Here is a 26,633-nt window from a genome sequence, read left to right on the forward strand (position 1 = left end):
GATCAAGACTTCTTGGGCAGGTTCGACGGCGTGTACTGGCGATGATCCGGCTTGTTGGGCAGATCGCAGCCCACCTTGCCGAGCCAGTACGGCTGGACGTCGTCCCAGACCTTCGGAATATCGACCGAGTGATCGTCCTTCACATGCACGAGGTAAATGGTGTGGCTCGCGTGATGGCTCTTCGGGTCCATGCACACCTTGCCCTGCGCGCCTTCCGTGCAGATGCCGCTTTCGAGCGCCTTGCGCACCGCGTCCTGATTCGTCGTCTTGGCTTTTTCGACGGCTGCCTTGTAGAGATAGATGGCGTCGTACGCGTTCGCTGCTTCCTGATTGATGTACGGCTCGTTCGGGAACTTCGCGTGGAAGCGCTTCTTGAAGTCGTTGCTGGCGGGCGTATCGACTTCTTCGACGTAGTTCGCCGTCACGTACATGTCCTTCAGCGCAGGCGGTTTGAAGCGCTTGTGCTCGTACGCCTGACCGACGTTGACCGAACTCGCCATCGGCAGATTCAGATGTGCCGACGCCTGCTGCTCGTAGTACGACGCCTGATTCGCGCCGACCAGCAACGTCACCACGAAGTCGGGCTTCGCCTTCTGGATGTTCTGGATCGTCTGTCCGAACTGCGATACCGACAGCGGAATGAATTCCTCGCCGGCCATCGTGCCGCCGTTCTCCTTGACGATGTTGCGGACCCACTCGGCGGAAATCTGCCCGAAGTTGTAGTCGGCGGCGATGGTGTACACCTTCTTGCCGTACTTCTGCATCATCCACGGGATCAGCGTCGAGAATTGCTGTTCGGGCACGGCGCCCGTGACGAACGTGTTGGTATCGCACACGCCGCCTTCGTACTGATTGTCGTACCAGTAAAGCTGTTTCGCGCGGTCCATGATCGGCCGAATCGCTTCGCGAGATGCGCTCGAGAATGCGCCGAAGATCACATCGGGCTTGTCGGTCTGAACGAGACGCCGTGCCAGTTCCTGGAACTTGGTGTTGTCGGATTGCGTGTCGTAGGCGATCAGCGAGACCGGACGTCCGAGGATGCCGCCCTTCGCGTTGATCTCATCGACTGCGAGTTGCGTGGCGTGAATTTTCGGAATGGTCGCCAGTGCGAAGTTTCCCGAGGCATCTTCCAGCAGGCCGATCTTCACGGGATCGGCGGCACTCGATGCGAGCGAAGTCAGTGCAAGTCCTGCGGTAAGGGCGAGACGCATCCAGCCCGACGGCTTCAGCAACATGCGGATTCTCCAGAAATGAGCGCTAGAACAGGGGGAAAAACGCGGACAAAAAAAAGCCCCCTGACGAACCGCGGGTTCGTCAGGGGGCTTCTGTGCCGGATCCTCGGGCGGACATCTTTGTCAGGCCGCGAGGTATGGAGCCCAGTCTAATGCGTCAAATTTTTCCTTGTCAACGGTGGACAAAAATCGCCGGATGGCCGAAATCGCACGCGCGGCACAGGCGCCGGTGAAGCGGCGGGCCGGACGATATGCATAAATCCTATTCCGGATAGCCCCTGAATCCGCCGAAAGTCCGCTTCTATACTGGCATTCCATACCTTCACGAGGAGACGAAACGATGTTGATGGACGCCAAGGACTCGGTCTACAGTCCGACACAGGACGACCTGATTTTTCCGCAAGAACCGACGTTTTCGAGTTCCGCCGAGGAACGCCGCTATCGCAAGGAGCATCTCGCGGCCGCGTGCCGGATCTTCGCGCGTCATGGCTTCAGCTTCGGCTTCGGAGGCCATCTGACGGTGCGCGATCCCGAGCATCCGGAGCTTTTCTGGACCAATCCGATGTGCGTGCCGTGGTCGCGCACGAAGACATCGCAACTGGTGCTCGTCGATCATTCGGGCACGGTGATCGAAGGCAAGTACGCCGTGAATCGCGCGGGCTATGTGCTGCATTCGGCGATTCACGCGGAGAACCCCGACATCATCGGCTCGTGTCACGCGCATACCGTCAACGGCGACGCCTGGGCCGCGATGGGCAAGCCGCTCGACTACGTGACGCAGGACGCGTGCATGTTCTACGGCAGCCATACGGTGGTGCGCGATGGCGCGGGCAAGGTGCCGGTCGCGAATGAATCGGGCAATCCGATCGCGCGCGCCTTCAACGATCACAAGGCCATCATCCACCAGAATCACGGGCTGCTGACCGCGAGCCGTCACAGTATCGACGATGCCGTGTGGACGTTCATCGCGCTCGATCATTGCTGCAGGATGCAACTGCTGATGGACGCGGCCGAGTCGCGCCCGATCGAGATCGATCCGGAGTTCGCGGAGTATTCGCATCGCCATCTGGGCAATTCGTTCATCAGCTGGCTGCATTTCCAGACCATGCTCTACGAAATCAACGAGCAGGAGCCGGATTACCTCGACTGACCCATCGGTGTGCGAGGTACGGCGGCGGCATGCGCCATGTCGCAACTTGCCCGCGCATGCCGCCCGAGAGCGCTCAAGAAAATCTATATTGGAGACACGCATGGACGCGCTATATGGCGAAGAAGCCGTCAGACAGACGGACATGAGCCGCACTTACTACCGAGCCTACTGGCGGCTGTTGCCGCTATTGCTGATCTGTTATCTCGTTGCCTATCTCGACCGCGTCAACGTTGGCTTTGCGAAACTGCAGATGCTCGACGCACTGCGTTTCGACGACGCGATCTACGGCCTCGGCTCGGGCATCTTCTTCGCGGGCTACTTCTTCTTCGAGGTGCCGAGCAACCTCATCATGCGCCGTGTCGGCGCGCGTAAGTGGATCGCCCGCATCATGCTGACGTGGGGCGTCATCTCGGCGGCGATGATCTTCGTGCAGACGCCGATGCAGTTCTACATCGCGCGCTTTCTGCTCGGCGCCGCCGAAGCCGGTTTCGCGCCCGCGATCATGTATCTGCTCACGCTGTGGTTTCCGGCCCGCTATCGCGGCCGCGCGATGTCCATCTACGTGATGGGCGCGCCGCTCGCGTTCGTCGTCGGCGGTCCGATCTCCGGCTACATCCTGCATGCATTCTCCGGCAACGCGCATATGGCTGCGTGGCAATGGCTTTTTCTGATCGAAGCGATTCCGGCCGTCGTGCTCGCGTTCGTCGTGCTTGCCTTTCTTGATGACGATCCCGCGCGCTCGCGATGGATCAGCGAGGACGAGCGCTCGAACGTGCTGGCCGAAATTCGCGCGGAGAACGCCGGCAAGATCGATCATCCGAGCGTGCGCGCGTTTCTCGCCAACCGGAAGCTGTGGTGGTTCTGCGCTATCTTCTTCTGCCTCATCATGGGCCTCTACGCGCTCGGCTTCTGGATGCCCTCGCTCATCAAGCGCAGCGGCGTGACCGATCCGTTGTCCATCGGCCTGTATTCGGCGGTGCCGAACGTCGTGGCGGCGATCGCGCTGTTCGTGTCGAATCGCAGCGCCGACCGCACCGGCGGACGCCGCGCGCATTTCGCCCTCTTCATGCTGATCGGCGCGGTGGGACTGGCCACGAGCATGTGGCTTTCGGCAGGCCCGATCATGACGACGCTCTGTCTGTCGATCGCGGCGGCGGGCGTCTATTCGTGCGTCGCGCTCTTCTGGGCGCTGCCGACGAGCCTCTTCGTCGGCGCATCGGTCGCGGCGGCGCTCGCGTTCATCAATTCGGTCGGGAATATCGCGGGCTTCGTATCGCCTTATCTCGTCGGCATGCTCAATGTGATGGTCGGTCACGCGGAAATCGGCATGTACGTGATCTCCGCGTTTCTCGTGCTCGGCGCGGCGATGACCATGCGTCTGCCGAAGACGCTCGACGACAAGTGAAACGCCGGCTCAGGCGGCCCACGGCGGCCGCTTGAGCCTTTCCGTCACGTAGTCGATGAACGCCCGCACACGCGGATGCAGCGACGAGTCGCGCGGATACAGCGCATAGATCGCGGTTTCGTCCTTCGGCTGGAAGTCGGTCAAGAGCGGCACGAGCATGTTGCTGCGAATCGACGGAAGCACCATATGCTCGGCCATGCGCGTGATGCCGACGCCAGCGAGGCACATGTACACCGAGCTCACGCCGCTGCTCGTCTGAAAGTTGCCGTCGATGAGCATGGACGTGCGCTCGCCATCGACCATGAAGGGCCAATGGTTGAGATGATCCATCGGCGGCTCCCACATCAGGCAATTGTGGTTGACGAGATCCGCCGGCACCGAAGGCACGCCGTGCCGCGCGATATACGAAGGCGACGCGGTCACGACGCGCTGCAGATGACACAGCTTGCGGCTGACGAGATTCGAGTCCTGCAGGCTTCCCATGCGGATCGCGACATCGAATCCTTCGCCGATCACATCCGCGAGCGTATCCGACAGCGACAGGCGCACCCGCAGGCCGGGATAGCGCTCCAGAAAGCCCGGAATGAGCGGCACGATCTGATCCATGCCGAACGAAGTCGCCACCGTCACGCGGATACTGCCGGTCATGTGCTGACCCGCGCGCGCGAGTTGGGCTTCGCCGGTGTCGATGTCGTCGAGAATGCGCTTGCACAGCGCGAGATATTCGTTGCCTTCCTGCGTGACCTGCAGACTGCGCGTCGAGCGCCTGAGCAGCGCGACGCCGAGGCGCTTTTCGAGCGCCGAGACCGCGCGGCTGACATACGGCTGCTGAAGGTTGAGCATGAGCGCCGCAGCGGTGAATCCGCCGGTTTCCGCGACGGCCTTGAAAATCCTCATTTCGACGAGGCGTTCGTCCTTCATGTACTCGGTGCGGCCTAAGCGATGATCAACCAGCGATCTTAGCCAGCGGCTGCTTACTTCTATATCGGGAGTTGCACGGGTATGGATTCCCGGCCGATTCGAGCGGCTCGAGCACGGGCTCGCGACCTCAGAAACCGTCTCGCCAACCGTCTTCAGACGGTGCTCGCCGCGCGCTTCACGCCGTTTCCGACCAAAAGACCCAAGTCGTAAGCGCGTTCGAGCGCGCGCCCGAGTTCCTCGACGCGACACATGCGGATGTCCGCGCTCGGCTTGCCGATCGGATCGAACGATTGAATGCCTAGCTCGTCGCGCGCGATTGTCAACAGCGGCTCCCAATGAGCTTCAGTCTTGTTGCGGTAGGTCATGGTTTGCGCTCCTTTCTCTTGCATTTGTTACTTAACAAGCTTAGGAGCGCGAGCCCCCGTTACCTGCGACGGATCGCCGCGATTCGAATGTCGTCTCTAGAAATCGTCATTGCGCCGCGAAACAATAGCGCGCTTTTTGCCGCCACTGCTCTTGAAAGCAGAACGCGGCGTTTCAGAATCCGAATCGATGTGGGCATTCCGGCACGTACTGCGTGCTTTTGCGAACGCACATCCATTCGGTCAGCGAATCATGGAGCCGTTGCCTATGATTGATCTCAGGCCGGTTCCAGCTCATCGTCAAAGGACAAGGAGTCGTTCACATGAAAGCTCCTCAACGTTTGGCACGAATCGAGTTGATGGCGCCGTTGTCAGGCGTGATGGTCCAACTCGACACCGTGCCCGATCCAGTTTTCGCGCAGAAGATGGTCGGCGACGGCGTATCGATCGATCCCACTTCGGACGAATTGCTCGCCCCGCTCTCGGGGACAGTCACGCAGCTGCATCGAGCGGCGCACGCGGCGACGATCACCGGCGAAAGCGGTCTCCAGGTGCTGATCCACATCGGCCTCGACACCGTGATGCTGCGCGGGGAAGGCTTCACGCCGCTCGTCAAGGAAGGCGACACCGTCACGACCGGCCAGCCGCTGATCCGCTTCGATCCGGTCGTCGTCGGCGCGCGGGCCGTGAGCCTGCTCACGCAGATGGTCATCGCCAACGGTGAGCTCGTGACCCGCTACGTGCCCGCCACGGGCCTCGTCACGGCGGGCAAGGACGTCGCGTTGACGGTCGAATTCGTCGGCGCCGCCGCGGACGACGCGAGCGGCGGCCCAGCAGGCGCCATCCGGTCAGACGAAATCACGCTGCCGAATCCGCAAGGCCTGCACGCGCGGCCCGCTGCGGTATTTGCCGCCGAAGCCAAGAAATACAAATCCGACATTCGCGTCCTGCGCGGCGACGACAGCGCGAACGCGAAATCCGTCGTCGCGCTGATGGCGCTCGCGACGAGCTTCGGCGACAAATTGCGCGTCGAGGCCGCCGGCCCCGATGCCGGTGAAGCCGCCGCCGCGCTCGCGCGCCTGCTCGCGTCGGGCTCGGGCGAAAAGCCCGGCGACGCGCCCGCGCCCGCCGTTGCCGCGGCCGAACCGGTCGCACCGGCGCGCGCCCCGTCCACGAACGCCAACGAATTCACGGGCGTATCCGCGTCGCCGGGACTCGCGGTCGGCAAGATCGTGCAGTTCCGCCGCGAAGTCATCGACGTGGCCGAGGCGGGCGAATCGCCGCAACGCGAACGCGCACGGCTCGACGCCGCGCATCACGAAGCGCGTCAGCAAATCGAGGCGCTGAAGGCGAATCTGACCGATCCGTCCAAGGCGCAGATCCTCGACGCGCACCTCGAACTGCTCGACGATCCCGATCTCACGGACGCGGCCATCGCCGGCATCAGCGACGGCAAGAGCGCGGGTTTTGCGTGGCGCGCCGCGTTCGAGACGCAGGCGAGCAATCTGGAGAGGGTCGACAACGCGCTTCTGCGCGAGCGTGCGGGCGATATCCGCGATGTCGGCCGCCGCGTGCTGGCGCTGCTCGCGGGCGTAAAGCAGGCGCATATCGACGTGGCGGACGAATCGATCCTCATCGCCGAGGAGCTTTCGCCCTCGGACACGGCCTCGCTCGATCGCAGCAAGGTGCTCGGTTTCTGCACGACGACCGGCGGCGCGACGAGTCACGTCGCGATTCTGGCGCGCTCGCTCGGCATTCCGGCGATCTGCGGCATCGACGAAGATGCGCTGCAATTGCCCGATGGCACGCTCGTCGTGCTCGACGGTTCGCACGGCAGCCTGCGGCGCAATCCCAGTGCGGACGATCTGGCCAAGGCGCGCGAGCGCATCGACCGTCAGACGAAAAAGCGCGAGGAAGAGAAAGTCGCCGCGAGCAAGCAGGCCGTCACGGCGGACGGGCATCGCGTCGAAGTCGTTGCAAATATCCGGAATGCGCAGGAAGCGCGCGATGCGGTCGCGGCGGGCGCGGAAGGCGTCGGACTGCTGCGTTCCGAATTTTTGTTCGATAACCGCGACACCGCGCCGTCGGAAGACGAACAGGCCGCCGAATATTGCGCCGTGGCCGAAGCGCTCGGCCGCGAGCGTCCGCTCGTCGTGCGAACGCTCGACGTCGGCGGCGACAAACCGCTGTCGTACCTGCCGCTGCCGAAAGAGGACAACCCGTTCCTCGGGCTGCGCGGCGTGCGCGTGAGCCTCGATCGTCCCGATATGTTCCGCACGCAATTGCGCGCGATTTTGCGGGCCGCGCCGATCGGCAATCTGCACATCATGTTCCCGATGGTCGCGTCCATCGAGGAAGTGCGCGCGGCCAAGCGGCTTCTTCAGGAAGAAGCCGGCGATCGCATCGACAGCATCAAGGTCGGCGTGATGATCGAAGTGCCGTCCGCCGCGCTCATCGCCGAGCCGCTCGCGCGCGAAGTCGATTTCTTTTCCATCGGCACCAACGATCTGACGCAGTACACGGTCGCGATGGATCGCGGACATCCGAAGCTCGCGAAACAGGCGGACGCGCTGCATCCGGCGGTGCTGCGTCTGATCGGCATGACCGTCGATGGCGCGCACAAGCATGGCAAGTGGGTCGGCGTGTGCGGCGGCATCGCGTCCGATGCGATGGCGGTGCCGGTGCTCGTCGGCCTCGGCATCGACGAGCTGTCGGTCAGCGTGCCTGCCGTCGGCTCGATCAAGGCGCAACTCGCGCGCCTCACGATGGACGAAGCCCGCCAGCTCGCGGCAAAGGTAATCACGTTGGGCACGGCCGCCGAAGTGCGCGCCCTGCTCGCCCCGTACGCGGAATAAGCGGAACAAGCGGAGACAAAAAAATGTTCAAAAACGCATTCGGCGTGGTGCAGAAGGTCGGCAAGTCGCTGATGCTGCCGGTCGCGGTGCTGCCCGTCGCCGGCCTCCTGCTCGGTCTCGGCGCGACCGATTTTCATGGCTACGTGCCCGCCATCATCCTCGAACTGATGAAGAACGCCGGCGACGTGATCTTCGGCAATCTGCCGTTGATCTTCGCGATCGGCGTGGCGCTCGGCTTCACGGAAAACGATGGCGTATCGGGAATCGCCGCGACCATCGGCTATCTCGTGATGACGGCGACGCTCGGCGTCATCGCGAAGCTCGAAGGCGTCGAGCCGACGATGATCATGGGCATTCCGTCGATTCAGACCGGCGTGTTCGGCGGCATTCTCGCGGGCGGTCTCGCGGCGTGGCTGTTCAACCGCTATTACCGCATCACGCTGCCGGCCTATCTCGGTTTCTTCGCCGGCAAGCGCTTCGTGCCGATCGTCACGGCCATCGGTGCGATCGTGCTCGGCGCGGTGCTGTCGGTCGTGTGGCCGCCGATCGGCGGTGTCATCAAGGCGTTCTCGCAATGGGCGGCGGTCTCCGATCCCCGCACCGCGGCGACCGTGTACGGTTTTGTCGAACGTCTGCTGATTCCGTTCGGTTTGCATCACATCTGGAACGTTCCGTTTTTTTTCGAGGCGGGCAGCTTCCTCGATCCGACGACAGGCAAGATCGTTCATGGCGACATCAACCGTTTCTTCGCCGGCGATCCGACCGCGGGCATTCTGTCGGGCGCCTTCCTGTTCAAGATGTTCGGTCTGCCCGCCGCCGCGATCGCGATCTGGCATTGCGCCAAACCCGAAAAGAAGGTTGCGGTCGGCGGCATGATGGTGTCGGCAGCGCTGACTTCCTTCCTCACCGGCATCACGGAGCCGATCGAGTTCGCGTTCCTGTTCGTCGCGCCCGTGCTGTACTTCATTCACGCGTGTCTCGCGGCGTCGGCGCAATTCGTCGCCAATACGCTGAACATGCACATGGGCTTCACGTTCTCGCAAGGCGCGATCGACTTTTTGATGTTCAACCTGATCGGCAACAAGGCGACGCACGCGTGGTACGTGTTCATCCTCGGGCCGATCTATGCGGCGATCTATTACGTCGTGTTCCGTTTCGTGATTACGCGCTTCAATCTCAAGACGCCGGGACGTGAGGACGATACGGCGGCCACTGCCGCGGTAAGTTCCAGTGGCGTCGGCGGACGCTCGCGCGATCTCGTGCTCGCGTTCGGCGGCCGCTCGAACATCAAGAGCCTCGATGCGTGCATCACGCGCCTGCGGATCACGGTGAACGATCCGTCGCTCGTCGATGATGCAAGGTTGAAGGCGCTCGGCGCTGCGGGCGTCGTGCGCGTCGGCAACGGCGTGCAGGCGATTTTCGGGCCGCTGTCGGAGAACATGAAGACCGACATGCAGGACTATCTGAAGACCGCGGGAAGCGACGCCGATCTGCCAGTGGCGGGCGCAGCATCCACCGCCACAGCTTCCGACGCGATGAGCGCCCCGGGTGCGGCGCCCGCGCAGGATGCAGCGCAGCAGAAGGCGCGCGCGGAAAAGATTCGCGCGGCGCTGGGCGGCGCGGCCAATATCCTCAAGCTCGAACCGCTCGCGGCCACGCGCTTGCGCGTCGCGCTCGGCGATGCGTCGCGGCTCGACGGCGCCGCGCTGAAAGCGGCGGGCGTGCCGGCGACGCAGCCGCTTGCCAACGGCGAAGTCGATCTGATCGTTGGACTCGAAGCGGAGAGCCTTGCGGGCGCGATGCGTTGATTCACGCGGGCACGTCGCCCGAGCGCGGCTTTTCCACGGCGTAGTAAGCGAGGCACCCCGCCACGACGCCCCAGAAAGCCGCGCCGATACCAAGCAAGGTCACGTCGCTGAGCGTAACGACGAACACGATCATCGCGCTCAGCGGCAACGCCGAACGAAACGCGCTGACGAAAGACTTTTCGAGCACGCCCATCATCGCGAGCCCGGCGAGAATCGCGATATACGCGCCGGGCAGATTCGCCAGCAGAAACACATATGCCGTGGCGAACACGCCGATCGCCACGCATATGACGCCCGCGATCAACGCGCCGATGTAATGCCGGCCATGCGTGCCGCCCGACACGAGAATCGCATTGCTCGGCCCCGCAAGCACCGAAGGACAGCCGCCGAACGGCGCGGTGATCGCGCTCAGCACGCCGCTATAGATCGTCACGAGCCGCAACGACGTGCGATATCCCGATGCCCGCGTCACCGCGATTCCCTGCGCGTTCTGCACGAAAATCACGGTGATGAGCATCGGCAACAAGAGTTGCGAGATCGCGTGAATATCGAAGCGCGGCGCGACGAGCGCAGGCGTCGCCGTCCATGCGCCGCCGCTGTGACTCGGCAAACGGAAGCCCGTTGCGAAGAGAATCGCCGCGCCTGCCAGCATCGCGCCGACGAGCGGCGGCATGGGCGCTCCGTTGCGTCGCTCGAGCCACATCAGCCCGAAGAACGCGATCGACATGCTGGCGCCTATGAGCGGCGCGGCTATCGTCGAATGCACGACGGCCAGCACGTACTTGATGAAGAGTCCGGCGATCATCGCCATGACGATCGGCATGGGCACCCATCGGTCGAGCAGCGCGACGAGGTTCGTCACGCCGAGCACGAGCAGCACCGCGGCGCACACGAGATACGTGCCCACGGCTGCGCTGAATCCGTATTGCGCGATCACCGGCGCGGCGAGAATCGCGCCGGGAATCGTCCACAGAAAGAGCAAAGGCTGACGCGTCTTCCAGCTGATGACGATGCTCGCCAGCCCGTTCATGCCGATCGACGCGAACAGCCACGACGATGTCTGCGCGAAGCTCAAGCCGCCCTCGCGCGACGCGGCGATGATGATCGCGACCGGTCCCGTCGCGGAAAAGGTCATGCTCGCGAACGCAAGCGAAAAGTACAAAAGCCATGACCGGCCGATGCCGCTATCGGAAGCGCCGCCAACAGACATGTGTCTCGCTCGAACGGAAGCGTTTTCTCGCGTCGGCATCGACGCAAGAAAACGCTGCGGATTGAAGGGCCGGCCTCAATGCGCCGTCGATTCGGCATGTACGGGCGCACGCCATGCGAGACCGATGATCACGCCGAGCACGCAAAGCGCGCCAATGTACCAGGCGGGGGCCATCGTGATGCCCTGCCGCCCTACCAGAAACGAGGCGATTGCGGGCGCGGTGCCGCCGAAGATCGCATACGCCGTGTTGTACGAGAGCGCGAAACCGGTGAAGCGCACTTCCGGCGGAAAGCTCTTCACGATGATGTAAGGCCCGAGCGTGATCGTCCCGATCAGGAAGCCGCCGAGGATATACAGCGCCCACACGGACTGACTGCCCGCGTTCAGGTTCATGTAGAACGCGCCGGTGACGAGCAGCATCGCGACACTGCCGATCGCATACGCGCGCCCGCCGCCGATCTTGTCGGCTGCCCATCCAGCGAAGGTGCTGCCGACGATCAGCCCGAAGATCGACCACGAGTTGTTCGTGAAGACATCCTTCGGCGCGAAGTGGAACTGCGATTGCAGGAACGTCGGCGTGTAGAGGAAGTACAGCACGAAGATGCCGGAGAACACCCACGTCGCCAGCAGCGAGACGATCACCGCGCCGCGATGCTCTTTCAGCACGACCGCGAGCGGCAGACGCGCATCCGCTTCACGCTTCGCACGCAGCGCTTCGAACACCGGCGTTTCCTGCAGATAGCGGCGCAAATAAACGGAGATCAGACCGAACGCGCCCCCCGCGATGAACGGCAGACGCCAGCCCCAGCTCTTCAGATCCGCCGGCTCCATGTTGCCGATGAGGAACTTCGCCGACAGCGCGCCGAGCAGAATGCCGGTGCAAAGACCCGACATCAGAAGACCGCATGCGAGACCGATACGATCGCGCCTCACATGCTCGGAGCAGAAGATCCACGCACCCGGCACTTCCCCGCCGACCGAAAGACCCTGCAAAACGCGGCACAAGAGAAAGAGCAACGGCGCGACGATGCCGAGCGTCGCATAGCTCGGCAACAAGCCGATGAGCAACGTCGGCGCGGCCATGAGAAAAAGGCTCAGCGCGAACATCTTCTTGCGGCCGATGCGATCGCCAAAGTGCGCGAAGAAGATGCCGCCGATCGGACGCACGAGATAACCCGCTGCGAAGATGCAGAACACTTCGAGCTGCGCGAGCCATTCGGGCGTCTGCGGCGGAAAGAACACGGTGGCGAGCAGCTTCGTGAAGAACACCGCGACGATGAAGTCGTAGTACTCCAACGCGCCGCCTAGCGACGCCAGCATCAGCGTCTTGATATCGTTGCGTGACATCGACCGCCCATGAATGGCGACGTCGTCCGTCTGTACCGGGGTAGAACTCATCTTTGGCTCCAAACTCTGAGTGAGGTGACGTTCAACGCATTCGCCATTTAATCAGCATGCTGATTATTCATGCGCGCCTTCTTCACCTGCGCATGACCCTGTGCGACGCATCGTTCTATTGACTTCGCGTATTGACTTCAATCATTGACATCCGGCGCTCCAGCCATCAGCATTTCGTCAGTACGCTGACGGATAGATTTGTATCCGGAAAAAATTGGGAGCGCAACTGTGATTGCACCTACAATCTTTAGATTCCTGCGTGGCAAAACTTCTTCGATAAAGGGTTAAGGATGAGTACCGTTGCCGATAAAAAAGCTGCTGTTTCCGATGGCGGCATCGAAACCGGACACTTGTGGCAGCGGCCGGGGTTTCTGATCCGGCGGCTCAATCAGATCCATATCGCGCTCTTCTTCGAGTGCTGCAAGGACTTCGCCATCACGCCCGTGCAGTACGGCTTGCTGACCACATTGAGCGAGCGGCCCGGTCTCGACCAGACATCGCTGTGTGCGGAAGTGGGCGTCGATCGCACGACGATGGCCGACGTGCTGCGCCGTCTGGAGGAACGCGGACTCGTCAAGCGCGAGCCGAGTCCGCACGACGGGCGCCTCAAGATCGCGAACATCACCGCGAAAGGACGCCGCACGATGAAGGACATGTACGGCAGCATGCGTGAAGCTCAAGTCAGATTCCTTGGCCCGCTGAGCCCCGAAGATCGCGCTCATTTCGTGCGAATGATGATGCAGCTCGTCGAAGGCAATAATCAGTACGGCCGCACTTCCCTCAAGCATTTCGACTGACTATCGCGTGATATCGCGGCGGTACGTTTCGGGCACGAAGAGCGCGCCGACCGCGAACGACACTACCGCGATCACGATCGGATACCAGAGCCCGAAGTAGACGTTGCCGCGCGCCACAGCCATCGCCGACACCACGAACGGCAGCATTCCGCCGAACCAGCCCGAACCCAGATGGAACGGCAACGATAGCGACGTATATCGAATGCGCGCCGGAAACAGCTCGACCATGAATGCGGCCATCGGGCCGTAGACCATCGCGAGATAAAGCAGCAGAAGCCACATCAGAAATACGACCATTGGCGCGTTGATTTTCGATGCATCCGCATGCGCCGACCAGCCCGAGGCGATCAACGCCTTTTCCAGTTCGCGTTTGTCGCTTCCATGAACGACGATCGAGCCGATTTGCGTCGATGCCGCTTCTCCCGCTTGCAACGGAGCGCGGTCATACGAAACACCCGATGCGCTGAGAAACGAGCGTATGCGATCGCATTCCGTCACTGGCGCGGAGAACAGCGTAAAGCGGCAATCGTCCGCGTGGACCGTGACAGGTGCGCGCTTCTGAAACGCTTCCAACCGAGGATTCGCGTAGTGCGTGAGCGCATGAAAGATCGGTTGCGTCGTCGCGGCGAGCAACAGGCACGCGAGCATCATGATCCACTTTCGTCCAATGCGATCCGATAGCCAGCCGAACACGAGGTAGAACGGAAATACCGCGATCAATGCAATCGCGAGGAACAGGTTCACCGTATTGGGCGCGACTTTCAGCGTGTTCTGCAGAAAGTACATGGAGTAGAAATGTCCAGTGCCGAAGACGACACCCACGCCCGATGCCGTGCTGAACAGCATGATCAACACGTATTTGAGGTTCGCCCATTCGCCGAAGCTCTCGCCTATCGGCGAAGTCGATAACCTGTTCGCGCGCTTCATCTCACGAAAGGCCGGCGATTCGGCGAGCTTCGTGCGCAGATACACCGAGATCGCGAGCAACACGATCGACACGAGGAACGGCACGCGCCAGCCCCAACTCTGGAATGCGGCTTCGTCCATCGATGCACGGCTGATGCTGACCGCCGCGATCGATGCGAGCAGGCCCAGCGTCGCTGTCGTTTGCAGCGAGCTCGTATAAAAGCCGCGCCGATCCACAGGCGAATGTTCCGCGAGATAGGTCGCCGCGCCGCCCGTTTCGCCGCCGAGCGCGAAGCCTTGCAAGAGCCGCAACGCAACGAGCAAGCCAGGCGCCAGCATGCCGATCTTGTCGAACGACGGCAGCAAGCCCACGCCGATGGTCGCGACGCCCATCAACACGATGGTCGCCATGAACGTGTACTTTCGCCCGATGCGATCGCCGAGCCTGCCAAAGAAGAGCGCGCCGAGCGGACGTACGAGGAAGCCCGCACCGAACGTCGCGAGACTCGCGAGAAACGCCACCGTATCGTTGCCGCTCGGAAAGAACAACGTGCTGAACGTGCCCGCTAGCGCAGCGTAGATATAGAAGTCATACCATTCGAGCAACGCACCGAACGAAGACGCGACGATTAGCGTGAATTCATGACGCGTGACTGCGCGGTGCGACCGCTCCGAAAGAGACGTGGCCATGTCGATCCCATGCGCCCTGGCATCAGGCGAGCCGTGCTACGAGATGATCAAAGATCTTTGAGCAATTCGAGCGCTTCATCACGCTTCATCACGGCAGCGTATTTCTGCGCCATGTCGAAGAGATTCGCCTCGTGCGGCGCAATCGCGCGATCACCGACGCAATCCGACAACACGAATGGACGAAATCCGTATTGCATCGCATCGACGACGGACGACCGCACGCAACCGCTCGTCACTGCACCCGCGACGACGAGCGTTCGCACGCCATGCTGCGTGAGCCATGCCGCGAGCGACGTCCCGAAGAACGCCGATGGCGCTGTTTTGCGCACGACGAGTTCGCGTGCGCGCGGCGTGAGCTGCGGCACGATCGCGCTGTCGTGCGAATCTTCCTTCAGCGCGAGCAGGCCCGGCACTTTCATCGTGAAGACGTTGTGATCGGAGTCATCGTCGGCGAAGACGATACGGCTATGCGCAACCGGCCAGCCCTTCTCGCGCGCATGCGCAAGCAAGGGCACGGTGTTCTCGATGGCTTGCGGAATATTGCCGCCGCCGAACACTTCGGGATTCGCGAAGCCGTTCACCAGATCGACGATCAAAAGGCCGACCGGCGCTTTCGGTTCGAGCGTCGAGCCGAAGCTCTGACGCTTGTAGGTTTCGATATCGTGGGACATGTGCGGGGTTTTCCTGGGTCAGCGGTCGAGGACCACGCCATCGCGCACGACGGCTTCGCCATCGAGGAATACATCGCAATGACGCAGCGGAATGTCGATATGACAGGTCGTCGAGCGGCTGCCGCCGGCTTCGTTATTCGGTCCGAGCGAAAACAGGAAGTTGCCTTCGAACGCGCGCGCATCCATGCCGATGGTCGCCTCGCGATCGTAGAGCCCGAGCGTCGACCAGTGAGCGCGCGGCTGCAGGCCCCAGCCAATGTGCGAAATCGCGTAGGCCTCTGGATCGTTGAACGTCGCCATGTATTCGCTTAGCAATTGCGCGTCGATGCCGCCTTCGATGCGCTTTGCATAACCGCCTTCGACGGTCAGTTCGATGCGTTCCTGCACATAGCTTTTCTGCGGCAACAAAATATCGCCGCGATCGATCACGATGCGGCCATGCGCCTTGCCATCGTTAGGAAACGTCAGCGCGAATCCGCTTGGCCAGTGATCCCAGCGCCCCGGTTCATCGACGAAACCGTATTCGGCGATCGGTTCGAACTCGCCGAGCGGACAGCGAAAATCCGTCCCCGCGGCGGAGACGATATGCATCTCCTTAGCGCGCGCGATGCGCGCCCGTGCGGCGAGCACGCGTTCGCGATCGGCGGGTGTCGGCACGAGGCGCGTAAGCACTTCGGGTGGCTCGACCGCGAGCAGGATCTTCGTGCCGGCCTTGAGTATGTCGAGTTGCTCGGGCGAGAACAGCAAGGTCATCAGATCGAGCACGAGATCGCTTTCCTTCAACGCGGCAATCGCGGCCCGGTTGCCGGTCAACGGCGTCGTGCCGAGATACGCGAGGGAATCGCGGCTCAACGCCTTCTCGCCGTTCACCGGCGGCAAGTCGAGGCGATTGACGATTGCGCCCATCGCTTGCGTCGCGATCAGTGCGGTCGATAGCGTTTGCGGATGCGTCGACGCGCTCGTGAGAATGGTGACGGTCTGCCCTGCTTCGAGACGCGAGAGCTCGAGCACCTTCGTCCACGCATCGACCATCTGATAGTCACTGACTGGCATGATTGCCTCCTTCAACGAGCGTCGGAATAAATGCCCCGAGGAAATCGCCGAGCGCGGCGTGAAAGCCGGCTTCGTCGTCCCACGGAATCATGTGACCAGCGTCACGCACGCGCGTGTGCTGAAGATGCGGCACGAGTGCGCGAATCTCTTCGACGTCTTCGTCGCGCACGACGTCGCCTCTGCCCGCGGTGACGAGCAGCGCGGCAATCCGCAGATGCGCGAGATCGGCGTGAATGTCGTCGGTATGGAAGCCTTCAAAGCTCGCGCGTATCGCGCGTTCGTCACATGTATGAAGCCATTCCGCGCGCAACGCGAGTTGTTCATGGGTCCATGTGGGGCAGAAGGCGCGCATTGCGTCGGCGGTCATGCCTTCGCGCGACTGCCGGATCGAATCGATGTACCACGGCAATTGCGACGGATAGCCACGACGTCCCGGTCCCGAAACGGGCGGATCGATCATCGCGAGACGCGTCATGCCTGCGGGCTCCGAACGCGCAGCGCGTATGCCGATGCGCGCGCCCATCGAGTGACCGACGACGCTGTAGCGCTCGAATCCCAAGGTAGTTGCGAACGCAACCAGATCGGCGGCTTGTGCGTCGAGGCTGTAGTCGAGCGAATCCGATGCCGACGACAAGCCTCGTCCGCGCACATCGAGCACATAGGTATCGAACACTTGTCCAATATGCTCCGCGACGAAGCCCCACGTCACCGCAGGACTCGTAATGCCCGGCACGATGATCACCGGATCGAGTCCCGTGCGTGCGCCACCGTAACGCAGATAGTGCTGACGGATGCCATTCGCCTGAACGTTCGCGCCGTACAGATAGGTCGACATGTCGCCCTCGCTCAATATGCGCCGGACAGCAACGCGCCCGCGCCCGGCACGACGGCTTCGAGACCGAGTTGCTTGAGCATCGCATAGGTCGTCGCGACGGCCGCGGTGACGACCGGCTTGCCCGTCATTGCCTCGACCTTCGCGATCACCGGCAACGAAGGCATCTGCACGCATGCCGACAGCACGATGGCATCGGCTTCCTCATATCGCATCGACATGACGATCTCGGGAAGGCGGCTCGGATCATGACGCGCGACTTCGAGATTGTCGGGAATCTCGAGCGCGCGATAGTCGATCACGTCGTAATCCTCATTGCGGATATAGTCGACCACGAGTTCGGTCAACGGCTTCATATAAGGCGTGACGACGACCACGCGCTTCGCGCCGATCACCTTCAATGCATCGACCAGCGCGCCCGCGCTCGTGATGACGGGCGCATCGCCGCCGTTGTCGACGGTGCGCTCGTGCAAGCGCTTTTGCGATACGCGATGATAGCCATGACCCATCGCCATGATCGCGACGAGACACGCATAGCCGAGCACATCGACGCGCGCATCGGAGAGTTCAACCGCGCAGCGGTCCGACTCGGCATCCATCGCGGCGAGTTCTTCCTTCACGACCTTTTTCATCCGCATGCGGCTCGAATGAAACGTGAAGCGCTCGGGGCGAATCGTCTGGCGCGCGAGCAACATCGCGGGAATCTCGGTCTCCATCGTCGTGTTCGAACTCGGCACGATCTGGCCGATGCGGTAGTGCTTGGTCATGTGCTGCTCCATGTGCTTGTGTTCTTCGGGGTGGTCAAAGGCGGAAGAGGCGTTCCGCATTGCCGTGACAGACGAGCGCTCGCGTGGCGTCGTCGAGCGGCGCGCGTTCTATGAAGTCCGCTGCGATCTCCGTCGATTCATACGGATAGTCAACCGAGAACATCACCGCTTGCGCGCCCATTTCGCCGATCGCGCCGATGAGCGCCGGGGCCGAGCACACGCCCGAGGTCGTGATCATGATGTTGCTGCCGATGTAATCCGAAGGCGCGCGTTCAAGACTCAGGCCATGCGAATAAACCGCGAAACGGCTGTCGAAGCGCCAGCGCAAGAACGGCAGACCTTCGCCCATGTGCCCGAGAATGATCTTCAGATTCGGGAAGCGATCGAACACGCCGCTGAACAGCAGGCGCAGTGCGTGGCTGCCGGTTTCGATGCCCCAGCCCCAAGTCGCGCCGGTGAGTTCGGGATGACCGTCGAGCACGCGCGGGCTCACGAATGCATCCGTCGGATGCAGATATAAAGGTACGTCGAGTTCCTGCATCGTCGCCCAGAAGGGATCGTAAGCGCGGTCGTCGTAGTAGGTGCCGAGTGTGTGACCATTGACGAGCGCGCCCTTGAAGCCGAGTTCGCGCACGGCGCGCGTCAGTTCATCGGATGCGGCCTTCGCGGTATGCATCGGCAACGTCGCAAAGCCGCCGAAGCGCAACGGATGACGCGCGATCTGCTGCGCGAGAAAGTCGTTGCTCACCTTCGCGCGGCTGATCGCGAGCGCCGCATCCGGCTCGCCCTGCACGCTCGGGCCAGTTTGCGAAAGTATCGTGTAGTCGATGCCCGCGCGATCCATTTGGACGATGCGCTGATCGTCGAAATCGGTCAGGCGCGCGGCGAGATCGCGCAGGACTTCAGGCGCGATGTGCTGCGTGAAGCTCTTCGAATAGCTCTGGAAACCGGGCGTGTCGAAATGCTCTTCCAGGGCGATCTTGCGAATCCGCTTGTTCATTTGAACTCCATTTGATCAGTAGGCTGACGATATGATCGTGCGACGAGCCGGGACCGGCTCATCTCGCGTGCTCAATCGCCCTTTCCGAAAAGCTGTTTGATGCGCGCCCAGATGACGCTCCACACGAGGCTGCCCGCATTGAACTTCGCGGACGATGAGGACAGCGCCGCCTCGGGCGCCGCGTTACCGCCGAGCTGCGCCGTGATGCGCGCGCCGAAATCCGCGATCATCCTGCGCACGAAATCCTTCACGAGGCCCGAACGCGAGAACTGCGCGAGCGGTCCTTGCAACATGTATTCGAGCGTGACCGCGACCCGCGTTTGCGCGCCCCCGCCTTCGCTCGTCAATGCATATGTCACATCGCCATTCGCTCGCGAACGGCTGATGTTGTCCTGCCCCGCTCCACGCATGACCGCGCGATGCGCGGCATCGTCGCGTTCCAGGCGCGCCGCGCCAGCGAAGTTCGCCGACATCGGTCCGAACTTGATCGCGATCTTGCCCTTCACGCTTTCGCCGTCGTGCTCCACGAGTTCCGCGCCCGGAAGACACGACGTGACCGAAGGCAGATCGCCCATGAACGCCCACACCTTGTCGAGCGCGAAGGGAACGACGAAGCTGTCGTCGATTGCGGTCCACCCTTTGCGTTGCGCGGCGGGTTGATCCGTCGATGCAGTGCTCGCGGCCACGGGTGCCTGCGGCGCGGCAACCGGTGTAGCGGCGAACGTCTGAAACGCTGGCGCCGAAATAGTTGCATCGCTAACTATTGCGCGTGCGATAGGCGCATCCGCAATCGGTTCCGCTTTCAGATCGGCGAGAACCGCCTTGATCGCAGCGACGATGCCCATATAGCCTGTGCAGCGGCACAGATTGCCCGACAGTTCGAGCCGGATGCGTGCTTCGTCCGCATCGGGAAAGCGGCGCACGATATCCCGCGCGGTGATCAGCATGCCGGGCGTGCAATAACCGCATTGCAGGCCGTGATGGATCGAGAACGCACGACGCAGACGCTTCATCAGTTCGTCGTCCTCGAAGCCTTCGATGGTGCGTATGTTCTGCTGATCGCAAGCGACGGCGAATGTGATGCACGAGCGCACCGGTTCGCCATCGACGAGCACGGTGCAGGCGCCGCACACGCCGTGCTCGCAACCGAGGTGCGTGCCGGTCAAGTTGTGTGCATCGCGAAGAAAATCGCCGAGATGCACGCGCGATTCGACATCCTCGCGCACGGATCGATCGTTGATAGTAAGTTCGATGACGGACATGGCAGTCTCTTTAAACCGTATTCGCGTTCGACACGCCGAACGCCTGCAGAAGACAACGTTCGAGCGCTGCGGTATGAATCTGCCGATCGATGCCATCCGCGTTCGGCATCGCACTCGTCACGGCTTGCGCGAGCGCTTCGCCGTTGGCGGCAGACGGGCCGCGTTGCGCGATCTGCCGTGCGAGATCATCGAGTGCGGCCGGCGGGCCATCGAGCGCGCCGAGCACGATGCGCGCGAGTCCCGTGCGTGCATCGAATGCAGCCGCTGCGCTTGCATGTGCGAATTCGCCGGTCTTGCGGCACAGCTTGTAATAACCCCAGCGAAGCGTCGGACCGAGCTTCGGCAGCAACACGGCGGTAATGATCTCGCCGTCAACGAGCAACGTCGTGAACGCACCCAGCATGAATTCGCTCACGCGGACTTGCCGCGCGCCGCCTGCTTTCGATAGCTCCAGACGGGCATCGACAGCGGACAATGCAAGCGGCCAGTCGGCGGCGGGATCGGCATGAGCAAGACTGCCGCCGATGGTCCCGCGATTGCGAATCGCACGATACGCGATGCCGCCCGCCACATGCTGCATGTACGGATGACGCAGCAGTGCGTGCTTGCCGTCTTCGATCTCCGCATGCGTGACCGCCGCGCCGATACGCACGTGATCGCCCGCGTCGCAGACACTGCGCAGGTCCGCGATCCGCGATACATCCACTACGCGGCCAGGTCGTGCAAGCCGCAAGTTAAGCATCGGGCCCATCGACTGACTGCCCGATATCGGCTCTGCGCGAGTCAACTCCTTGAGCGCGTCGGGCAATGACATCGCCCTTACATACTCGAACGCAGCGGCTTTCATCCCGCCACCTCCTGACTGAGTTCTTCCTTGCGCGCCGCCTTGCGAGCCTTCGCGGCCTCGATCGCGGCGAGCAAACGGCGCGGCGTCAACGGCGTTTCCGACACGAGCGCGCCGATGGGCGTGAGCGCATCGTTCACTGCATTGAAGAGTGCAGCCGGCGGCGCGATCGCTCCGCCCTCGCCCACGCCCTTCGCGCCGAATTCCGTATAAGGCGACGGCGTTTCCATATGGATGATCGTCAGCGACGGCAACTCGGTCGGTCCCGGCAACATGTAGTCGGCGAGTGTCGACGTGAGCGGTTGCGCGTTGTCGTCGTAGAGCGTTTCCTCATAGAACGCGGTGCCGATGCCTTGCGCCGTGCCACCGATTGTCTGCCCTTCGACGACCATCGGATTGATCATGCGACCGCAATCTTCGACGATCACATAGTCGAGAATCTCGACGTCGCCTGTCCTCGGATCGACGGCGACTGCCGCCGCGTGCGTCGCATAGCTGAACGCGCCGGTATCGACCTTCGGCTTGAAGCCTTGCGTCGCTTCGAGACCCGCGAGATTCACGCCCGCAGGCAAGCGCTCGGGACGGAGATACCATGCAGCCGCGATCTCCTGAATCGTCACGCGGCCCGTTACGCCGATCACTTCACCGTTCTCGAAGCGCACCACCTCCTGTTCTTCCCCAAGCAGATGAGCACCGATGAAGAGCAGGCGCGGCACGAGTTCGCGGCACGTCGCGGCCACTGCGCCGCCAGCCATGACGATGCTGCGCGATGCATACGTGCCTGTCGAATACGGCGTAAGGGCGGTATCGCCATGCACGACCTTGATCTTTTGCAGCGGCACGCCGAGCACTTCGTTCGCGATCTGCGCAAGCGTCGTCTCCATGCCTTGTCCGTGCGAGTGGATGCCCGCGCGCAGTTCGAGTCCTCCATCGGCCGTGATACGCACGGTCGCGAGATCGTATCCCGGCACGACCGGCAAGCCCCATGATGCGAACACGGCCGTGCCATGCGCCGATTGCTCGGTGAACGTCGCGAATCCGATGCCGACGAGACGCCCATCCTTCTCGCCCTCTTTCTGCCGTGCGCGCCACTTCGGCACATCGAGTTGCGCCACTGCGCGTCGCAGGCTCTCCTGGAAGTCGCCGCTGTCGTAGTGTTTCTTCACGACATTGGTATAAGGCATGTCCGCGCCACGCACGAGATTGTCATGGCGCACTTCCCACGCTTCGCGTCCGACCGCGCGCGCGATCGCATCCATCGTGAGTTCGATTGCGAAGCACACGCCCGTGCGCGCTACGCCGCGATACGGCAGAAAGCCCGGCTTGTTGGTCGCGGCGCATTGCGTACGGCAGCGATAGCCGCTGAAATCGTAAGGCCCCGGAAGGTTGCCGAGCGCCTGCCCTGTTTCAAGACCGATCGTAAAGGGCCATGCGGAGTACGCCCCGCCGTCGATCAAAAGCTCCGCATCGAGCGCGAGCAGACGGCCGTTTGTATCGGCATACGCAGTGAGTTCGTAGTGATGCTGACGCGAGTTCGCGCCCGCGATCAAATGCTCGCGCCGATCCTCAATGAAACGAAAAGGCTTCTTGTACGTCAGCGCGAGCCACGCAATGCACAGCTCTTCCTGCTGCAACACGCACTTGTAGCCGAACGCGCCGCCGACATCGGGTGAAATGACGCGCACCTGCGCATGATCGATGCCGAGACATTGCGACAGCACCGTGCGAATCATATGCGGCACTTGCGTCGAGGTGATGACCACGAGTTGCGAATGCGTATGGTCCCAATACGCGAGCACGGCCTTGCCTTCCATCGGCACCATGCATTGACGCGCGAGATCGACCTTCTGCTTGACGACAACGGGCGCGTCCTTCGAACGCTCGTCGAAGTCGATGTCCGCCTTGAGGTCCAGAAAGAGATTGTCCGTCCAGTGATCGTGCACGCGCACGTCGGTGCGTTCGCGAGCGGTGAACGCGCTGGCGAAGGCTGGCAGCTCGTCGAGATCGAGCTCGATTTCCTCGGCGATATCTTCGGCTTGCGCGCGGGTCTTCGCGAAGCACATCGCGACCGGCTCGCCGACGAAGCGCACCTTGCCCGATGCGAGCGGCGGATGCGACGAAGGCTTGTACGTCGGCAGGCTCGAATCGGCGACGATATCCGTGGCGTCGTGCATGTCGTCGCGCACGATCACCTGTGCCGCATGACTCGCCGGCTTGCCGATACGCACGATACGCGCATGCGCAACCGGACTGCGCAAGAACGCGACCTCCTGCAGATCGGGAAACGTGTAGTCGGCGACGAACTTGCCCTTGCCATGAAGATGCCGCTCGTCTTCGCGCCGCCTCACGCGCACGCCGACGCCACCGCTTTCGGCTGGCGCTTCCATGTGTTCCGTGTCACTCATGCGCTCTCTCCCAACGATGTTCAGACAGGGTAGGCGAGATCGTTCGCGATCATCGCGGTGTCGTAGACAGCCTGTCTTTCCTTCAGCAGAAGAACGTTACCATTGCGCGCGAAGCGGTCAAAAAGCCTGCCCGCCTGATGCAGCGTAGTCGCGCCTTCGACGAGCGTTTGCAGCAGCATGTAGTTGCTCTGCGCGACGATTTCCTCGTCGGTCGCGTTCAAGATACGCACGTTGGAAACGAAGTGCAGCATTTGACGCGGCGCGAACATCTGCGTGCGTGCAATCGCGACCGCACGATCGCGCAGCATGTCGCGTCCTTCGGCGTAGACGAGCCCGACGGGAAATCCATTGGCCGCGTTCTCGTATTCGGTCACGCGATAAAGACAGTTCTCGGTAAAGAATTCAGGCCAGCGCTCGATGTCCCCGCCATCGAGCGCCGCGCAATACTCTGCATGAAAGTCTTCGACCGCCGCGCGTGCGATCAGCGCCTTGTCGTGCGCGATGTTCTGTTTTTCGAATCCTGGCAGCATCTAGAACCCCATCACTTCACGATAGTGCTTGTACATGGCGCGAATGGCGGCTTCGGAGATCAGGTTGTCGGCCGTTCCGATCTTGTCGCCATCCAGCTTGATGATGCTGCGGTCGCTCACCGAGCGGCGCACGCCTTCCTGAACGAACTTCATCGCTTCGTTGTCTTCGAGGCCGAGAAAGCCCGACGGTCCCATCAGATTGCCCTGACGCAAACGGTGACGCACCATGTCTTCCGTGTCGTCTTCATAACCGAACATCGTCCAGAGCATGATCATGCTGTTCGGTCCGTTCGGCACGATATGCCGAATGCCGAGCGTATTCATCTCGCGCTGCACGATGAGGTTCGGCCAGATGGTCTGCATCGTCACCGACCATTCGGAATCGAACTCCTTGATGAATTCGAGGAAGCGCTCGTCACGCAAGATCATGCCGTCGTGGAAGGAACGCATCTCCTTCTTCTTGTCTTCATCGATGGTGGCGTAGAGCGAATCGCTTTTTGCGGAGGCCATCGTGCCGTGAATGCCGTATTTGCTGTCCGCGACCATCGCCGAACGATTGCCCGCCACGAGCAGGCCGAACACGACGAGGAACGAGTGCAGCAACGTCGCGTGATATGGGTCCTTCAAGTTCTCGTGATACATCTTCCAGTTGCACGGCAGCTCGTTCTTGTAGAAGCCGAGCACGCGCAGGCGCTTGCCGTTGAACACCGCGTCGAAGTCCTCGAGTATCTCGGGCGTGAGATAGTCTTCAAGCGATTCCATGTCGTGCGCGAACGATGCGAACACGACCCCATTGCGCGTCGCAACCGCAAGTTTGCGAAGACCGTGATCATCGTTGCGGAAATCCTTCGGCATGCCGCCCAGCTTGTTCACCCCACGCCGGAACGGCACGCCTTGCAGATTGCCCTTGAGGTCATACGACCATTGGTGATACGGGCACACGAACTCCTTGTTGTTGCCGCGGCTATGCCGGCAGAACTCCGCCCCGCGATGCGCGCAGCGGTTTTCGAACACGTTGATCGAGCCGTCTTCCGCGCGCGATACGACGACCGGCGTCGGGCCGACATACGAGCGCTTGAAATCGCCGGAATTGGGCACTTCCGCTTCGAGCGCGACGAAGTTCCAGGTGCGCCCGTGGAAGATCCGTTCGACTTCGCGCGTATAGACCGCCTCGCTCGTGTACACCCAGTCCGGGATGCATTGCAGCCCTTCTTCGGGCCAAACGAGCCCTTCTATCGGCGGGTTTTTCGATTGAGGCGTATGAATGCCGATGATCGTTTCAGACGAGTACACCTTGATCTCCCGAGTGTGTTGAGCGAACCAGCTTGTCGAGCTGGCGCAGCTTGATCGTGGGGTCGGCGAGCATGCGGGGATCGACCGCAACGCCTTCTTCGACGAGCCTTCTGAAGGCGCGCAACTCGCCGCCTTGATTGATCGCGAGCACATGCGCGATGACGCCGCCGCGCAGACCCATCAGCACGGTCTTGTCATCGACGCCCGCGCGTTCGATCCACTGATCGATCTCGCCATCGGGCAGGCCGAGAATCTGGATGTTCCAGTCGTATTGGTCGGTCCAGAACCACGGCGTCGGTGCATAAGCAATCTCTTCTCCGGCGATGTTGCGCGCCGCCACGATCGCCTGTTCCTGCGCGTTCTGCCACGATTCGAGACGCGTCGCGCGACCGTTTGCGCCGTATGGGAAGTTGGCGCAATCGCCTGCCGCATAGACATTCTCGGCGGACGTGCGGCAATGCCGATCGACGACGATGCCGTTGTTCGTCGCCATGCCCGCAGCTTTGGCGAGTTCGTCGTTCGGCTCCTGGCCGATAGCGATCACGCCCAAGTCGAACGGCGTTGCATCGACTTGCACGCCGTCCGCGTGCTCCGTGACTTGCAGATGCTTCACGTCGAATATGAAGCGCACGCCGTGAGTTTCGTGCTTCATGCGCAGACGTTCGGCGAACATGGGCGGCAGCGCGCGGCTCAGCAAGCCCGATGCCGTTTCGAACACGCTCACGTCGAGGCCGCGCGTTCTTGCGCTCGCCGCGAATTCCAACCCTAGAAATCCAGCGCCGATCACAGCCACCGATTGCGCCGTTGCGAGCCGCGCACGCAAGCGCATCGCATCGTCGAGCGTGCGCAGATAGAACGTATGCGGACCTTCCGGCGCGCCCGGCAACTGCCGCGCACGACCACCCGTCGTCAGGATGCAATGGTCGTAGCGCAGTTCGCCATTACGTTCGAGCGTCGCGACGCACGATTGCGTATCGAGCCGCAGCACTCGATCGTTGAGCCATTCGATGCGCGCATCGCCGTATCGCTCGACGGCATGCACCCAGCCGTTGAAGCAATCGTCATCGTCCTTCGCGATGAGGACATCCTTTGACAGCGGCGGCCTTTCATACGGCGCATGACGCTCATCGCCGACCAGCACGATGCGCCCTTCATAACCATGCGTGCGCAACGCTTCTGCCGCGCGCGCGCCAGCCTGCCCCGCTCCGATGATCAATGCAGTCCGAGTCACGATTTGCGCGT

The 26,633-nt window shown here is 62.1% G+C and carries 22 protein-coding genes; 5 read left to right on the forward strand and 17 right to left on the reverse strand.

Annotation, left to right across the window (positions count from 1 at the left end; genetic code table 11):
- Nucleotides 1-2: 2 nt before the first annotated feature.
- The gene (locus tag NCS00_RS22050; RefSeq protein WP_008348141.1) at nucleotides 3-1,235 is read right to left on the reverse strand and encodes an urea ABC transporter substrate-binding protein; all 1,233 of its coding nucleotides are present in this window, start codon (nucleotides 1,233-1,235) and stop codon (nucleotides 3-5) included.
- A gap of 337 nt (nucleotides 1,236-1,572) precedes the next feature.
- Here NCS00_RS22050 and NCS00_RS22055 point away from each other — a divergent pair, with 337 nt between their 5' ends.
- Together NCS00_RS22055 and NCS00_RS22060 are read left to right on the forward strand one after the other, a co-directional pair.
- On the forward strand, nucleotides 1,573-2,382 hold the full coding sequence (locus NCS00_RS22055) for a class II aldolase/adducin family protein (protein ID WP_008348142.1): 810 nt from the start codon (nucleotides 1,573-1,575) through the stop codon (nucleotides 2,380-2,382).
- Nucleotides 2,383-2,482: 100 nt separating this feature from the next.
- Entirely contained in the window at nucleotides 2,483-3,787 is a 1,305-nt protein-coding gene (locus tag NCS00_RS22060) for an MFS transporter (protein ID WP_175980928.1), read from the forward strand.
- Between the two features lie 9 nt (nucleotides 3,788-3,796).
- Here NCS00_RS22060 and NCS00_RS22065 read toward each other — a convergent pair whose 3' ends face one another.
- Nucleotides 3,797-4,708, reverse strand: coding sequence for a LysR family transcriptional regulator (locus NCS00_RS22065; protein WP_008348147.1), 912 nt, complete (start codon nucleotides 4,706-4,708; stop codon nucleotides 3,797-3,799).
- Nucleotides 4,709-4,860: 152 nt separating this feature from the next.
- Nucleotides 4,861-5,073, reverse strand: a complete 213-nt coding sequence (locus NCS00_RS22070) for a DUF6900 domain-containing protein (RefSeq protein ID WP_250440982.1) — start codon at nucleotides 5,071-5,073, stop codon at nucleotides 4,861-4,863.
- Nucleotides 5,074-5,393: 320 nt separating this feature from the next.
- Here NCS00_RS22070 and ptsP point away from each other — a divergent pair, with 320 nt between their 5' ends.
- Nucleotides 5,394-7,925 carry a phosphoenolpyruvate--protein phosphotransferase gene (gene ptsP, locus NCS00_RS22075; protein WP_250440983.1) on the forward strand — a complete coding sequence of 844 codons (2,532 nt, stop codon included), beginning with the start codon at nucleotides 5,394-5,396 and terminating at the stop codon, nucleotides 7,923-7,925.
- A 23-nt stretch (nucleotides 7,926-7,948) separates the two neighbouring features.
- Nucleotides 7,949-9,733, forward strand: a complete 1,785-nt coding sequence (ptsG, locus tag NCS00_RS22080; RefSeq protein WP_250440984.1) for a PTS glucose transporter subunit IIBC — start codon at nucleotides 7,949-7,951, stop codon at nucleotides 9,731-9,733.
- Between the two features lies 1 nt (nucleotide 9,734).
- Here ptsG and NCS00_RS22085 read toward each other — a convergent pair whose 3' ends face one another.
- Together NCS00_RS22085 and NCS00_RS22090 are read right to left on the reverse strand one after the other, a co-directional pair.
- A complete protein-coding gene (locus NCS00_RS22085) occupies nucleotides 9,735-10,943 on the reverse strand; it encodes a benzoate/H(+) symporter BenE family transporter (protein ID WP_250440985.1) in 1,209 nt (402 codons plus the stop codon).
- Nucleotides 10,944-11,018: 75 nt separating this feature from the next.
- Nucleotides 11,019-12,341, reverse strand: coding sequence for an MFS transporter (locus NCS00_RS22090; RefSeq protein ID WP_239294831.1), 1,323 nt, complete (start codon nucleotides 12,339-12,341; stop codon nucleotides 11,019-11,021).
- 290 nt (nucleotides 12,342-12,631) lie between these two features.
- Here NCS00_RS22090 and NCS00_RS22095 point away from each other — a divergent pair, with 290 nt between their 5' ends.
- Nucleotides 12,632-13,138 (forward strand): MarR family winged helix-turn-helix transcriptional regulator, encoded by a 507-nt coding sequence (locus tag NCS00_RS22095; RefSeq protein ID WP_200889168.1) that lies wholly within the window; start codon nucleotides 12,632-12,634, stop codon nucleotides 13,136-13,138.
- Here the strand turns inward: NCS00_RS22095 and NCS00_RS22100 are convergent, their stop codons facing one another.
- The 12 genes from NCS00_RS22100 to NCS00_RS22155 form a co-directional block, all read right to left on the reverse strand.
- Nucleotides 13,139-14,734 carry an MFS transporter gene (locus NCS00_RS22100; RefSeq protein WP_250440986.1) on the reverse strand — a complete coding sequence of 532 codons (1,596 nt, stop codon included), beginning with the start codon at nucleotides 14,732-14,734 and terminating at the stop codon, nucleotides 13,139-13,141.
- A 47-nt stretch (nucleotides 14,735-14,781) separates the two neighbouring features.
- Nucleotides 14,782-15,405 carry an N-carbamoylsarcosine amidohydrolase gene (locus tag NCS00_RS22105; RefSeq protein ID WP_250440987.1) on the reverse strand — a complete coding sequence of 208 codons (624 nt, stop codon included), beginning with the start codon at nucleotides 15,403-15,405 and terminating at the stop codon, nucleotides 14,782-14,784.
- 18 nt (nucleotides 15,406-15,423) lie between these two features.
- Complete coding sequence (locus tag NCS00_RS22110) at nucleotides 15,424-16,458, reverse strand: 2,5-dihydroxypyridine 5,6-dioxygenase NicX family protein (RefSeq protein ID WP_034470926.1); 1,035 nt, start codon at nucleotides 16,456-16,458, stop codon at nucleotides 15,424-15,426.
- On the reverse strand, nucleotides 16,445-17,293 hold the full coding sequence (locus NCS00_RS22115; protein ID WP_250440988.1) for an alpha/beta fold hydrolase: 849 nt from the start codon (nucleotides 17,291-17,293) through the stop codon (nucleotides 16,445-16,447). Before NCS00_RS22115 ends, NCS00_RS22110 begins: the two co-directional genes overlap by 14 nt.
- Before the next feature lie 11 nt (nucleotides 17,294-17,304).
- A complete protein-coding gene (locus NCS00_RS22120) occupies nucleotides 17,305-18,057 on the reverse strand; it encodes a maleate cis-trans isomerase family protein (protein WP_034471022.1) in 753 nt (250 codons plus the stop codon).
- Between the two features lie 34 nt (nucleotides 18,058-18,091).
- Nucleotides 18,092-19,057, reverse strand: a complete 966-nt coding sequence (locus NCS00_RS22125; protein ID WP_250440989.1) for an amidohydrolase family protein — start codon at nucleotides 19,055-19,057, stop codon at nucleotides 18,092-18,094.
- Between the two features lie 71 nt (nucleotides 19,058-19,128).
- Nucleotides 19,129-20,319 (reverse strand): xanthine dehydrogenase family Fe-S subunit, encoded by a 1,191-nt coding sequence (locus tag NCS00_RS22130; protein WP_250440990.1) that lies wholly within the window; start codon nucleotides 20,317-20,319, stop codon nucleotides 19,129-19,131.
- 10 nt (nucleotides 20,320-20,329) lie between these two features.
- Nucleotides 20,330-21,166 (reverse strand): FAD binding domain-containing protein, encoded by an 837-nt coding sequence (locus tag NCS00_RS22135; RefSeq protein WP_250440991.1) that lies wholly within the window; start codon nucleotides 21,164-21,166, stop codon nucleotides 20,330-20,332.
- Complete coding sequence (locus NCS00_RS22140) at nucleotides 21,163-23,568, reverse strand: xanthine dehydrogenase family protein molybdopterin-binding subunit (protein WP_250440992.1); 2,406 nt, start codon at nucleotides 23,566-23,568, stop codon at nucleotides 21,163-21,165. The genes NCS00_RS22135 and NCS00_RS22140 overlap by 4 nt, the downstream gene beginning before the upstream one ends.
- A gap of 20 nt (nucleotides 23,569-23,588) precedes the next feature.
- Nucleotides 23,589-24,098 carry an aromatic-ring-hydroxylating dioxygenase subunit beta gene (locus NCS00_RS22145; RefSeq protein ID WP_034470910.1) on the reverse strand — a complete coding sequence of 170 codons (510 nt, stop codon included), beginning with the start codon at nucleotides 24,096-24,098 and terminating at the stop codon, nucleotides 23,589-23,591.
- A complete protein-coding gene (locus NCS00_RS22150; RefSeq protein WP_034470908.1) occupies nucleotides 24,099-25,391 on the reverse strand; it encodes an aromatic ring-hydroxylating dioxygenase subunit alpha in 1,293 nt (430 codons plus the stop codon).
- A complete protein-coding gene (locus NCS00_RS22155; protein ID WP_250440993.1) occupies nucleotides 25,378-26,622 on the reverse strand; it encodes an NAD(P)/FAD-dependent oxidoreductase in 1,245 nt (414 codons plus the stop codon). Before NCS00_RS22155 ends, NCS00_RS22150 begins: the two co-directional genes overlap by 14 nt.
- Nucleotides 26,623-26,633: the final 11 nt, after the last annotated feature.

This window comes from Caballeronia sp. AZ1_KS37 (genome assembly GCF_023631165.1).
In the GTDB taxonomy this organism is placed as follows: domain Bacteria; phylum Pseudomonadota; class Gammaproteobacteria; order Burkholderiales; family Burkholderiaceae; genus Caballeronia; species Caballeronia zhejiangensis.